Source organism: Paenibacillus sp. LS-5 (genome assembly GCF_056121505.1).
In genome coordinates this window covers 473,120-486,194 of record NZ_JBWAVA010000002.1, presented here as the reverse complement: position 1 = coordinate 486,194, position 13,075 = coordinate 473,120, and the positions used below count along the sequence as shown (strand labels likewise).

10 protein-coding genes are annotated in these 13,075 nt (G+C 46.1%); all 10 read right to left on the bottom strand.

All coding sequences use genetic code 11. The features are described from left to right. Positions 1 to 323: 323 nt before the first annotated feature. The 10 genes from yidD to pflB all read right to left on the bottom strand — a co-directional run bounded on the left by yidD (position 324) and on the right by pflB (position 13,035). Positions 324 to 587: a membrane protein insertion efficiency factor YidD gene (gene yidD, locus AC0MA3_RS05480; protein WP_379161869.1), complete on the bottom strand. Its 264-nt coding sequence runs from the start codon at positions 585 to 587 to the stop codon at positions 324 to 326. Positions 588 to 589: 2 nt separating this feature from the next. After that, positions 590 to 1,051: a Fur family transcriptional regulator gene (locus tag AC0MA3_RS05475; RefSeq protein ID WP_379162525.1), complete on the bottom strand. Its 462-nt coding sequence runs from the start codon at positions 1,049 to 1,051 to the stop codon at positions 590 to 592. A gap of 159 nt (positions 1,052 to 1,210) precedes the next feature. Beyond that, positions 1,211 to 3,478, bottom strand: coding sequence for a copper amine oxidase N-terminal domain-containing protein (locus tag AC0MA3_RS05470; protein WP_474655425.1), 2,268 nt, complete (start codon positions 3,476 to 3,478; stop codon positions 1,211 to 1,213). Between the two features lie 299 nt (positions 3,479 to 3,777). Then, positions 3,778 to 4,569: a response regulator transcription factor gene (locus tag AC0MA3_RS05465; RefSeq protein WP_379161863.1), complete on the bottom strand. Its 792-nt coding sequence runs from the start codon at positions 4,567 to 4,569 to the stop codon at positions 3,778 to 3,780. Then, positions 4,547 to 6,409: a cache domain-containing sensor histidine kinase gene (locus tag AC0MA3_RS05460; protein WP_474655424.1), complete on the bottom strand. Its 1,863-nt coding sequence runs from the start codon at positions 6,407 to 6,409 to the stop codon at positions 4,547 to 4,549. The genes AC0MA3_RS05465 and AC0MA3_RS05460 overlap by 23 nt, the downstream gene beginning before the upstream one ends. A gap of 28 nt (positions 6,410 to 6,437) precedes the next feature. After that, positions 6,438 to 7,268, bottom strand: coding sequence for a carbohydrate ABC transporter permease (locus tag AC0MA3_RS05455; RefSeq protein ID WP_474655423.1), 831 nt, complete (start codon positions 7,266 to 7,268; stop codon positions 6,438 to 6,440). Beyond that, positions 7,268 to 8,152, bottom strand: coding sequence for a carbohydrate ABC transporter permease (locus tag AC0MA3_RS05450; protein ID WP_474655422.1), 885 nt, complete (start codon positions 8,150 to 8,152; stop codon positions 7,268 to 7,270). The genes AC0MA3_RS05455 and AC0MA3_RS05450 overlap by 1 nt, the downstream gene beginning before the upstream one ends. 97 nt (positions 8,153 to 8,249) lie before the next feature. Continuing rightward, positions 8,250 to 9,653 carry an extracellular solute-binding protein gene (locus AC0MA3_RS05445; RefSeq protein ID WP_474655421.1) on the bottom strand — a complete coding sequence of 468 codons (1,404 nt, stop codon included), beginning with the start codon at positions 9,651 to 9,653 and terminating at the stop codon, positions 8,250 to 8,252. 251 nt (positions 9,654 to 9,904) lie between these two features. Beyond that, entirely contained in the window at positions 9,905 to 10,642 is a 738-nt protein-coding gene (pflA, locus tag AC0MA3_RS05440) for a pyruvate formate-lyase-activating protein (protein WP_379161849.1), read from the bottom strand. Between the two features lie 131 nt (positions 10,643 to 10,773). Continuing rightward, on the bottom strand, positions 10,774 to 13,035 hold the full coding sequence (gene pflB / locus AC0MA3_RS05435) for a formate C-acetyltransferase (protein WP_474655420.1): 2,262 nt from the start codon (positions 13,033 to 13,035) through the stop codon (positions 10,774 to 10,776). Positions 13,036 to 13,075: the final 40 nt, after the last annotated feature.

The window sequence follows — 13,075 nt, the reverse complement described above, 5'->3', positions numbered from 1 at the left end:
AAACACAAAAAACTCCCGCCCCCATATGGGGCGAGAGGATTAACTCACGCGATACCACCCAAAATTCCCCGGCTCTTCGCAGAGCACAGGCTTCGCCAGTTCCCCTAAGGAACTGTCCATTATCGCTGGAACACGCCGTGACTTTACGCAGCCGCATTACACGGACTACCGCTCGCCCACAGTTCCTCCCGGACCATCTTCAACCTTCTCACCATACCGGCTTTCAGCACTTCCCGGCTCTCTGTCATGGTTGTCGCGATTTACTTATCCGTTCCTTGGAATTCATCGTATTATTCAAAATATACCCATGTCAAGCCAACATGTCAAGTTGTCTTAACCGATCCTCCACCAGTTCGTCGTTCATCCCTTGGAGGCACAGGATCAAGCCCTCCGGGATGAAAGGGATGACATCTGGCGATTCGCTTGGCTGCAAGCCAAGAACCTTTCACTGGACCATGGACTTCGACCGCTTCCAGTGCATAGGCTGAGCATGTAGGATAAAAACGGCAGGTGGCCGGTTTAATCGGTGAAATGAACTTCCGGTATACACGAATTGGAGCCTGAATCGTTCTGCGTCCTATATCCATGTTCAGTGACCTTCTTTGCCGTGAACTGCAAGGGCCGTTTCCTCTTCACGGTTCTGTTCACAATCTTTGCAGTAACCGAACACCTCAAATTTATGCTTGACCACCCGGAACTGGTCGGGTGCATCCGTAAGATTCATCGGGCAGAAATTGATCGGGTAAGTCTTCATGCATTGAAGGCAAATCATATGGTGGTGATGATGATCCTGATTACAGCTGCCCTTGAACTTGACACCCTCCTCAAATACCACCTGCTCCAGTACCCCGAGCTCCTCCATGATCCGCAGATTGCGGTACACTGTATCGAAGCTGAGACCGCTGTATTTGCGGCCCATATGCTCATAAACATCCTTCGCGGATAAATATCCCGTAGTTTCGCCGAATAACTTGGCAAGCGTTTTGCGCTGATCGGTGATTCGCAGTCCCTGCCCCGACATGGTTTCCAGTATTTGATCTGTCGACAGCATTTGCTCATCTCCCATATCATGGTCTGTGTTTTGCACTCTCTTTATAATGCCCCAAAACAAAAGCCCCGTCAATAAAGCCTCACATCTCATGGCGCAAAAGGCCCGTGAGCCGTCCCCTTGCGGGAAATGCTCACGGGCCTTTTGAAGAATCTGTCCGGTTTATTTTTTAGCCGGAATAGGTGTAAAGACCAGGTTCACCGGAAGATTGCTGCCGGAAGCTACTGAGAATACTATATCCACTGGACCTGTATATTCGCCGGATCGATAGAGCACAGCGTTCATATCAGAGTTGGATAGATTCCCTTTGTTCGGCAGATTTATAATCGAACCGTTGATCATAATAGATCCCAGATAATTTCCTCCGCGCGGATTGAAGGTGATCAGTGTATTCTTCGCAACACTTTCAAGTCTGATTTTGTATAGAACCCCGAAGTTTCCTGAGTTCGAAGCTGCTGTTCCGCTCATCGGATCAACACCAATCAGATTCAGGTCGTTTTTGTTGTCACCAAGCACAAGTTTGGATTGTGTAGCCCCAATCTGATCGAAGACACTGATTACACGGGTGGATTCATCGTACGTTCCCCGGTTGTGTACGCCATCACGGTCCAGAAGAGGCAGCGTTGGCAACAGTGCTACCGGATCTTTGGTCTGTTCCACCATTACAACGTCATACTGCACTGTCAAATCACTGGACAGGTCAGCGCTTAGAGAGAGCACCTCACCAGGTTTCATGGCTGTTTTGCTAATATCAGTCATGATAGGTATACTTTGCCCCGGTTGGAGTGTAATCGACCCATAGCTGGAGTTATTGAGCATGGATTGGTAATATTTCTGGATTGAAATTTTGCCTGTGTATTCCGGTGATGTAGCCGGACCTGCTATCCCCAAATACTGGGTCGTGATTGTAGTAGGGTATAGGTTGTTGTTTGTTGCGATTACATACAGCTTCTGTCTTGTGGACATATTGTTCATGTGGTGAACCAAGAAACGGGTTAATCCAACCGAGGTCTCGCGGTACAACACACCCTCTGCGTTAACTGTCTCCGGACTATTGCTGCGAATTAGCTTATATCCCTCGGAAGACAGACTGTACTGTAGATTAGGCAATCCCGGAATCATTCCGCCGTCCATGGAGATGATGTCACCAGGAGCCGTGAACAGCTTTGCTACCTCATCTTGGGTGTACATCTGCTCGCTTGTAATATTGATAGTTTTCTCGAATGTTCCGCTTAGGCCGTGTTTGTCTGTTACCTTGAGCTGGATCGAAACAGGTCCCGGGTTAAAATAGGCCAGTGCGCGGTTCGTCCACTCCACTGTCATTTCTTCGCCTTCCGGATCAAAACTAAGGTCAGTTAGGGTTACCGGCTCACCCATTTTGTATTCTTCCTTATCTGTAGAGAAATTGGCAACCGGCGGTTGGTTCGGCTGGAGGACTTGAATGGTTACGGAATAAGGATCACTCCATTGTCCGGAAGCGTCCATCACAGAATAAGTTACGGTATAATAGCCGGGCTGATCGTAAATATCCATTTTGTTACCGCCCCACTGCTCATTAACAATAGCAGTGCCGTTCGGCGAGGAACTTTTGGTTACATAATTCACTGTCGTTTGTCCGGCATAGATTTCTGTAGGCTGCACGGTAAATGAAGCCGTTGGTTTCGTGTTCAGGGTAAGAATGACACGTTTCCCCACATTATCTACACTATAAGGAATGGATAACGCACCGGTAATGGAGGTCAAAGGAATCATAAATGTGCCCTTGAACTGGTAGGCAGGCCCTTTCATGGTCACTTTGTTACCATTTACAGTGTAGATCTTGCTGTCTGTCTTAAAGCGCATGATGCTGTCGCCTTTGGTTACAATAACTTCCTTTGTCTTTGCATCATAAGTAAATTTAACGCCAACCATTTCTACCATGGCCCGAATCGAAACATAGGAGACGCCATACTTGACTGCCATCGGCTGATTGGCCAAATAGGGTGTACCATTCTTATACATTTTATTACTATTCATCATCAGTATAAGCTGGTTCGCACCAGTAGTCGGGATGATTTGTCCCCCTGTGTTGCCAAGGGGTGTAACAGTGGCTGGTGTTGCAGTCGCAGGAATTGCTGACTGCGTCGGCAGTGGTGTCGCCGAAGGGGCTACCGTTGCAATTGGTGTAGATGATGCAGTAGGCACCGGTGTCGGCGTCGGTGCAGATATTGGTGTTGGTGTCGGAGATACTGTTCCTGGAGTACCCAATGGGGGCAGCGGATCCGTAGCCTCGGGCTCAGACACCGTCACAGGGGCAGGAGTCGCCTCGGTTGCTTGAACTACTGTTCCTGATGTTGTCGAGGTGCTTACAGGGACGGCAAACGCCGGCACTGCTGCTGCAATCTGCGATATAGCCAGGACTGCAACTAACGATAGTTTTTTCAAATTCATGGTATGACTCCTTCTGCTCCTATTAGTAGTATATAAGGAAGGTAAGTCTCTCTCTGCATTCCTTATATTCTCCGCAAAACGCACTTGCCCTCCAAGGGAAGGCATGGTGTTTTTTGCCACGTTCATTTACAAAACATAGTATTAGACGCATGACATACTAAAAAGTTTCATTAAATGTAAAGAAAAGATTAAAAATGATTTCCATTTATTCACATGAACAAGTTGCAAAAAAAGAGACGCATACCTTACGAACAAGGTAGCCGCCTCTTCAAATAAATCCCCAGCTGTATATCATAAGCTTACGGGGTCTCCGACATTCTATGCTTATCACGGTATTCCTTGGGGGTCATGCCTGTATGTTTTTGGAATACTTTTGTAAAATAACGGCGCTCCTGATAACCAACTCCAGCACTGATTGCAGTAATACTCTTCTCACTGCTCGCCAGCATGAACTTCGCTGCCTCCATACGCTGCAGGGTTACATATTCTACAAATGTCATTGCAAACCGATTCTTGAAAAGAAGGCAGAAATAGCTGCTGCTGATGCCTATTCTATTCGCCACTTCCTCAATACCCAGATCATAATTCAGCCGCTCCATGATATACTGGACCGCCAGATTCATCAGCTGATCGGATGTTTTCCTGGCAGAATCCTCTGCCGGAGGTTGCTCCTGAAACAGTGGTATGCTGTTGTACAGCTTATCCTTGTATTGTTTGCTCCGGATACGCGTGCCCATTTCCCGTACCTTGTTGCCCAGCTCCTCATAATGAATCGGCTTGCAGATATATTCCTTCACACCTAGCCGGATGGCCTCCCGTGCATAATCAAATTCCTGATAGCCGCTAAGCAGCAGAACCTCACTGTCCAGTCCCATCTCCCGCAGCTTGCCAATGAACGTTAGCCCATCCATGACGGGCATACGGATATCACAGAGTACAAGATCAGGAGCCTGTTCCTCAGCGATGCGGAGCGCTTCCATCCCGCTGCGGGCCATGCCTGTGATCTCCATCCCCATCTCCTGCCATGGCAGTACACGACGCAGATTGCCCAGTATAGGAGCTTCATCGTCAACCAATAATACTTTTAGCATAGTGATCTTCTCCCTGCCCGTATTTAGGAATGACGCATTGGATGATGGTGCCTTCTCCAGGACTGGAACAGATGAAAATCCCATATCTGTCTCCATATTCGATTCGGATGCGGTCAGCTACACTGCGTACACCCAACCCGCGCCGCTCCAGATGAATACCATGCTCCGGTGTGTCCTCCGTGATGGATTCAGCAACCTCTCCTGATTCACTTACCATATACTGGAACATCGACAATTGGGCTGGACTCATTCCAATCCCGTTATCCTTAATCTGCAGGATTAGATTCCCCCGCTCCTCCCAGCCTTTCACACTAACCAAGCCCTTGTGTTCAATCCCCTCGAAGCCGTGCTGGATGCTGTTCTCGACAAGCGGCTGCAGGGTAAGCTTAAGAACGCCACAACCTAACAGCTCCTGGGGAATATCAATCTCATAATCAAATATATCCTCGAAGCGGAACTTCTGAATGTCCAAATAATTGCGCAGGTGCGTGACTTCCTCTTCCAGTGTAATTTCATCTCTATCCTGAATGCTGATGCGCAGAATACCGGCCAGCCTGTAGACCATCTCGCTTACCTTGCGGCCTTCATTCTGCACGGCGAGCACATTGATCGATTCCAGTGTATTGAACAGAAAATGCGGCTTGATCTGAGCCTGCAGCACCCGCATTTCAGCCTGGTTTTTGCGTTGCTGCTCCACATGCACCCTATTGAATAAGCTATTGATTTTGTCCATCAGATCATTGAAGCCCCGAGCAAGCAATGTCATCTCATCACTGCCCTTCTCCTCCACACGCGTCGTGAGATCCCCATCCTCAACCCGTCGCATAAACCGGACTATAACCGCAATACCACCCGTAATCCGGTTCATAAAAAACAGATTAAAAATGACTGCACCCAGCAGGCACAGGAAGATCACAACAACAAACCAACGGGCAAACACCGTGACTTCACGGGATAGGGAATCCCAAGAGGTAACGGAGACAAGACTCCATGGGTAATCCTTAAGATGATAGACCGAGAGAATACTTTTCTCCCCATCAAACTCTGTTCTGAAGCTCTGGAAACCTTTTTGAAAACTGAAGTTCTTCGTAGTTAAGGAATGTAAATCCCCGCCATCCAGTTTGCGGTCCGGATCGAACAGAATCATGCCATCGTCGTTCACCAGCATAAAGGAAACCTTTTGGTCACTATCCCCGATTTTGAGATTGCGGAAGATCGATTCGAATTCCCAGTTTTTGATCTGCACCACCAGAATACCGATGTTCTGAAAAAAACTTAGCTCCTTCACCAGCCGGATCTGCGTAAAAACAGGCTCCGTTCCGGTCAGTTCCGGGTATTCATGAGGCGCAATCCATTTGGGGACTCCATTCAGCTTCATGACTTCCTGATACAACTCACTTCCCTTGAACTTGTCGTAGGGGAGTGTACGGAAATTCTCCTTATTGAAAATAGAGACAATCTCAGAGCTCCCTTTCCCATTGAAATTATAGAGAAAAGCATAGCTGATCGATGGATGATTGTACAAAAGACTGCGGAAGTTGCGCTGGCTGGCGTTCAGACTAAGCTGTTCGGCATCGGTCAAATCTTGTTTGGAAGGGTCCTCTGCGCTAAGTGCCATATGAAATACCGAGGTGGCGATTCCGTTATCGGTGACGTTGTCCATGTCCTTCAAGACACTGGATATACTGTAGCTGATTGCTTTGAGCGAATACTCGGATTGCTGGCTGTATTTCTTCTCAATTGAATTATAAGTCACAAAAAACATAATCATGCCAAGAATAAACAGAGGAATGATAATCAGGCCCAAAAACGCCGTAAATAACTTGTAGCGCAAATTCATTGGCTAGTGCCCCTGACTGTGAATAGGATTATCCTTTTACGCTGCCCGCTGTAACCCCTTCAATAATCTTCTCCTGCAAAATGGCGTAAATAATTACGACCGGAAGCACACTGTAGACAATGCCTGCGGACATCTGCGCATAGTTCATCTGATACTGATCACGGAATTGGACCATCCCCACCGGAAGCGTGCGCAGCTCGTCATTCGAAAGAAAATAATTGGCCAGCAAAAACTCATTCCAATTTCCCAGGAAATTAACAATGAATACTGTAACCATGGCGGGAACCGTCAAAGGTACAATAATTCTAGCAAAGATACCAGGTGCCTTCAAGCCATCCATTACAGCTGCTTCCTCAATTTCACTAGGCAGGGAGCGCATGAACGCAGCCAAAATGATAATGGTGAACGGAATCGCATTGGCGATATAGGGAATGATCAGCGCCCAGTGGGTATTCAGGATGTGGAGCTTGCGCACAATGGTATAAATCGGCAGCATCAGCGCATTATTCGGAATCAGCATTCCGATGAGCACCAGGGAAAAGAGTGTGGTATTCCATTTGCCATGACGCATCCGCGTAACCGCAAAAGCGAACATGGAAGCCAGCAGGATGGATACTACAGAAGAAAGCACAGAAATGTACAGGCTGTTAAAAAAGTACGTACTGATCTTGGCATTTACCCAGGCTTCAACATAATTATTAAACTCAAATCCCTTCGGAATTCCAAAAGGATTCAGCGCTATCGCGTTATTATCCTTCTTCACCGATGAGAACAGTACGAACAAAAACGGAAACAACACCACTACAAGATAACCCAGCAATGCGATATGCGGAATGCTTTTTTTCAAGGTGCGCACCATTAGTATTCAATCCTTTCATTACGCCGGGCAAACAGCAGCTGATAAAGAGCCGTAACCACGAGCGTGAACATAAAGATCAGAATGGCAATGGTATTCCCATACCCGTATTTAAAGTTGGTGATGGCATACTTGATCATGTAGGTGGCCATTACCTCAGTTGAACCTGCCGGGCCACCCTTTGTCATAACGATAACGATATCCGCAGCTTTCATGGCTCCGGCAATAGATAGCATGATCACAACGGAGATAATTGGGACGATTAGCGGCAATGTAATGCGCGTAGCCCGCTGGAAACCCGTAGCACCGTCAATAGCCGCCGCCTCATCCAGTTCACGGGGAATTGATAGAATGGCTGCCAGCACCATTACAATGTAGAATCCGGTCCACTGCCAGGCATTGGTGATCAGAATGGACAGCATAGCAAAACGCTCATCTGACAGCCAATATACCGGTTCAATATGGACAACCCCCAGCAATTTATTGAATAGCCCGATATTGGGCTCATAGATGAACCCCCACAGAATACCAATTACCGCTGTTGACATAATGGAAGGCATAAACACCGCTGTCTTGTAGAGTCCCTTCAGTCTTTTAACATTGGCAATCAGCAGAGAGAACAGAATAATGAGAGGTACCTGAATGAATACGGAAAACAATATAAACCATCCGTTATTCTTGACTGATACCCAGAAGCGATCATCGCCCAAGGCTTTTTTGAAATTACTTATTCCAGTATACTTAACGGTGTCTGAAACGCCGTTCCAACTAGTCATACTGTAGTACAACGAGCTGAATATTGGATAAATGAAGAACATCAAAAACAAGATTAACGCAGGCAAAATAAACAAGGTGAACACCAGCGGATTTCTGAGTGATTTATTCATGACTTTCCTCCGATTGCTTGAGAATCAAGGAGCTCTGGGCCGATTGTAAAAAATGCACCCTGGAGCAAGCACCAGGGCACATTCCATTCATCATTCCTTATTCCACTGCTGCGTTGGCTTCCTCTTGAACCTTTTGCAGAGCCTCGCCCATTTTCTCAGGTGTCGTCTGACCGCCGATCAGCTTTTGAATCTGAATATTGCTTATTTCGGTAGTTACATCTGCCTGTACCAGAGAGTCGAAGGCCGGAAAGGAAGATTCGGAGCTATTCAGAACAGCTACAATTTCACTCATCAGATCATCCGTGATATTTTTATTTAATACTGCCTGATCAATCTTCATCGCTGGCAGCACCCCATCTTCAACCAATCCGCGCAGTTGCATTTCCTCATTGTACATATTTTTGATAAAAGACTTCACTGCCGCTAGCTGCCGTTCATCCTCACCAGCAGAAGCAGAGAAGCCATAACCATTATTCACGTCACGCATCAATGCCGTCTGATCGCCGACTCCTCCATCTACTGGCGGAATATTGAAGAAACCAACCTTTCCGATCAGGCCTTCACCGGATTGTCCTGGCTTGAACACGGAGGATTTCCATGTGCCATCATACATCAGAATCGCTTCACCGCTGGTGAACTGGGTTGTGTATTCAGCATATTCAAAACCAAGCTCGCCCTTTTTGAAATAGCCTTTATCTTCCCATTCCTTATACTTGGCAAAACCCTTGACTACATTTGGATCACTCCATTTGGCTTCCCCAGTAGCAAACTTTGCTGTTATATCCGGCCCCGCATAACGGGACCAGAGATGGTTAGCCAACATTAGTGGTACCCAGCCCGCCTTGGAAGCACCCGCCAGCGGCACTTTGCCGTCGGCTTTGATATCTGCCAGCTGCTGTTCTAATTCTGCGAAAGTTGTAGGAGCCTTCCAGCCCTTGCTCGCATAATATTCTTTATTATAGAAGAAACCTTCACCTGAGCCACCGATCGGAAGCCCATATATTTTACCTTCATACGTAAAAGGATCAAGATTTGAGAATTTGTCTTTGATGCCCAGTTCTTCAAGGATCGGTGTGAGATCGAGCAATTTACCTTCTTTGGCATATATTTTAGAGTCAGGGCTACCGAAGAGGTCAAAAATCTCAGGCGGATTCCCCGCTGCCATTTCACCGCGCAGCTTTTCCTTACGGTTAACATCAGAGTCCACACCATCCAGCTTAAAAGTGAGTCCCGGCACTTCCGCCTGTACTTTCCCTACGACATCCTCTAGAATAGCCAAGCGTTTCTGTTTATCGGCACCTACCTGAGTATGACGAATGGTCATTTCAAAAGGTTCGCTGCTGGCCGGTTCCTCGGTAGCAGGTGCGTTCGTAGCATTCGTAGTATTGGTAGCGGCCGCATCATCTTTACTACCTGCAGAATTATTGTTGTTGCTGCAGCCAGCCATTACTGCCGAACTAACAAACAGCAGGGACAATAGCAATGTTACATTTTTTTTCATTATGGGTGACCCTCCCTATGTTGATTTCCCTTACATTTCTTATTATAGAAAACATGTTTTGGAACTGTAAGGTTAAGATTCATCCACTATAGGGATAAAAACCTCTTATGTAAGCGAAACCATGATAATCCACATTCAAGACATGTCATGAAATATAACTTAAGATGAATACCTCACTCCAGTTCATTTTACACAAAAAAACCGTACCAACAGTAATTGCACTATTGGAACGGCTTTGATATGGCGAATCCTTAGACCAAGGCGGTTTGCTTGCGGCCTTCTTCAATCAAACGGTAGGCGCGTTGAACTTCTTCTTCTGTGGGTGAAGGTACTCCTTCAAGCTCATATGGTCTTCCAAGAACTTCCCATTTATAGATACCCATCTGATGATACGGGAGAATTTCGAATTTTTCGACACCATTCAATGTCCCGATAAAGCGTCCCAAATTGATCAAATCCTCTTCACGGTCATGAATACCCGGCACATAAACATGGCGAATCCACATCTTGCGGTTATGATCAGACAGCCAGCGGGCCAGCTTCAGCGTACGTTCATTGGACTTTCCGGTAAGTTTGATATGCGCTTCATCATCAATATGCTTAAGATCAAGCAAGACCAGATCCGTCTGTTCGAGCAAATCATTGATTTTGTCGCCTTCATTGTATCCGTTAGTATCAAGTGTGGTATGCAAATTCCAGCGTTTCTTCACTTCGGTGAACAGCTGCTTGACAAAATGTGCCTGCAAAGTCGGTTCACCGCCAGATACGGTCAAACCGCCACCGGAGGAACGATAATAATTTAAGTAAGGCTCAATTTCGGCTAAAACCTCTTCAATACTCATTTCTCTGCCTTCATTCAGACCCCAAGTATCGGGATTGTGGCAGTATTGACATTTCAAGAGACAGCCCTGCATGAATAAGACAAAACGAATACCTGGCCCGTCAACGGTTCCGAAGGTTTCTAAGGAGTGTATATGTCCATTAGCCATATGATGTCATCCTTTCGAAAATTTAAAATTTTAATTAATTTTGAACAAGAGATTACCGCCCTTGAGACAAGGGCGGTATCACCTTGCAGCTATTTCACTGTATACCTAGAGCTCAAGCAAATGCTTGTATATTACATTGCACCATGGAATGTACGGTTGATAACATCCATTTGTTGTTCACGAGTCAGCTTGATGAAGTTAACAGCATAGCCGGATACGCGGATAGTCAATTGTGGGTAGTTCTCTGGGTGCTCCATAGCATCCAGCAATTGTTCGCGGGCAAATACGTTAACGTTCAGGTGGTGACCTTTGCTTGCGAAGTATCCATCAAGCATCGATACCAGGTTGGATTTGCGTCCTTCTTCTTCTTTACCCAGTGCTTTTGGCACGATGGAGAAGGTGTTGGAGATACCATCCAAGCTATCTTCGTACGGCAGTTTAGCTACGGAACTCAAGGAAGCCAAAGCGCCTTTCTTATCACGTCCGTGCATTGGGTTAGCACCTGGAGCGAATGGTTCGCCTTTTTTACGTCCATCAGGAGTAGTACCAGTCTTTTTACCATACACTACGTTAGAAGTAATCGTCAGGATCGATTGAGTTGGCAGAGCATCACGGTAAGCGTGGTGTTTGCGGATCATCGTCATGAATGATTCAACCAGTTCAACTGCAATGTTATCAACGGAATCGTCGTTGTTACCATAGCAAGGGAATTCGCCTTCGATTTCGAAGTCGATCGCAATGCCTTCTTCGTTACGGATTGGTTTAACTTTAGCATATTTAATAGCGCTCAGGGAGTCAGTCGCAACGGACAGACCAGCAATACCACAAGCCATAGTCCGCAGGATATCGCGGTCATGCAGAGCCATTTCAATACGTTCGTAAGAATATTTATCATGCATGTAGTGGATAACATTCAGAGTGTTCATGTAAGTCTTAGCCAACCACTCCATCATAGGTTTGAAGCGTTTCATTACTTCTTCATAATCCAGTACATCAGAAGTGATGCGTGGCAGTTCAGGACCTACCTGTACGCCGGACTTTTCATCCACACCACCGTTGATAGCATACAGCAAAGCTTTTGCCAGGTTGGCACGTGCTCCGAAGAACTGCATTTGCTTACCGATACGCATTGCAGATACGCAGCAAGCGATACCGTAGTCATCACCGTAGATTGGACGCATCAAATCGTCATTTTCATATTGAATTGAGCTAGTTTCGATGGAAACCTTAGCACAGTATTTTTTGAAGCCTTCTGGCAATTTTTCAGACCACAGTACAGTCAGGTTTGGTTCTGGAGCTGGTCCCAGGTTGTACAGGGTGTGCAGGAAACGGAAGCTGTTCTTAGTTACGCGGGTAGTTCCGTCTACAGACATACCACCAATAGACTCAGTAACCCAAGTTGGGTCTCCACTGAACAGTTCATTATAGTCAGGAGTACGCAAGAACTTAACGATACGAAGTTTCATGATGAAATGGTCAGTCAGTTCCTGTGCTTGCTCTTCAGTCAATGTTCCTTCTGCAAGGTCACGTTCTACATAGATATCAAGGAACGAGGATACGCGTCCGAGGGACATTGCCGCACCGTTTTGTTCTTTGATAGCAGCCAGGTAACCGAAGTACACCCATTGGAAAGCTTCTTTAGCATTGTTTGCAGGTTTGGAAATATCCATTCCATGCATTTCAGCCATCTTCTTCAATTCGCCAAGTGCACGAATCTGCTCGGAAATTTCTTCACGAAGACGAATAACACTTTCAGTCATGGAATCAACTTCAAGGTTGTTAAGGTCTTGTTTCTTTTCTTTGATCAGGAAGTCAATACCGTAAAGAGCTACACGACGGTAGTCACCGATAATACGGCCACGGCCATAAGCATCAGGAAGACCAGTGATGATACCTGCTTTACGAACTGCTCTCATTTCAGAGGTATATGCATCAAATACGCCTTGGTTATGCGTTTTGCGGATGTTCGTAAACATGTCAACAATGTTTTGCGGAAGTTCGAAACCATAAGCTTTGGTGGCATCGATCATCATCTTGATTCCGCCAAACGGTTGAACGGAACGTTTAAAAGGTGCATCTGTCTGAACGCCAACAATTTGTTCTTTGTCTTTGTCAATATAACCAGGGTTGTGCGATACAATAGTGGATACAGTGTTAACGTCCACATCCAGCACACCACCATTAGCAATTTCTTGCTTGGTCATTTCAGAAACGATTTTCCAAAGTTCAGTAGTATTGTAAGTAGGACCTGCAAGGAAATCTTCCTTGCCCAGATAAGGCTTGATGTTCTTCTCGATAAAATCATTAACGTTTACTTTTCTGGACCATTTGCCTTTTGCAAAACCGCGCCATCCAGACTTAACCTCTTGTACATCTTTTTCAATCACCGACATGCTAAATCCCTCCATTTATATTTAGTATATTTGTAGAGAT

Excerpts from the sequence above, each read along its gene's own strand:
- AC0MA3_RS05460 (WP_474655424.1), bottom strand. The coding sequence starts at position 6,409 with ATGAATTTGCGCTACAAGTTATTTACGGCGTTTTTGGGCCTGATTATC.
- yidD (WP_379161869.1), bottom strand. The coding sequence starts at position 587 with ATGGATATAGGACGCAGAACGATTCAGGCTCCAATTCGTGTATACCGG.
- AC0MA3_RS05470 (WP_474655425.1), bottom strand. The coding sequence starts at position 3,478 with ATGAATTTGAAAAAACTATCGTTAGTTGCAGTCCTGGCTATATCGCAG.
- AC0MA3_RS05450 (WP_474655422.1), bottom strand. The coding sequence starts at position 8,152 with ATGAATAAATCACTCAGAAATCCGCTGGTGTTCACCTTGTTTATTTTG.
- AC0MA3_RS05475 (WP_379162525.1), bottom strand. The coding sequence starts at position 1,051 with ATGCTGTCGACAGATCAAATACTGGAAACCATGTCGGGGCAGGGACTG.
- pflB (WP_474655420.1), bottom strand. The coding sequence starts at position 13,035 with ATGTCGGTGATTGAAAAAGATGTACAAGAGGTTAAGTCTGGATGGCGC.
- pflA (WP_379161849.1), bottom strand. The coding sequence starts at position 10,642 with ATGGCTAATGGACATATACACTCCTTAGAAACCTTCGGAACCGTTGAC.
- AC0MA3_RS05445 (WP_474655421.1), bottom strand. The coding sequence starts at position 9,653 with ATGAAAAAAAATGTAACATTGCTATTGTCCCTGCTGTTTGTTAGTTCG.
- AC0MA3_RS05465 (WP_379161863.1), bottom strand. The coding sequence starts at position 4,569 with ATGCTAAAAGTATTATTGGTTGACGATGAAGCTCCTATACTGGGCAAT.
- AC0MA3_RS05455 (WP_474655423.1), bottom strand. The coding sequence starts at position 7,268 with ATGGTGCGCACCTTGAAAAAAAGCATTCCGCATATCGCATTGCTGGGT.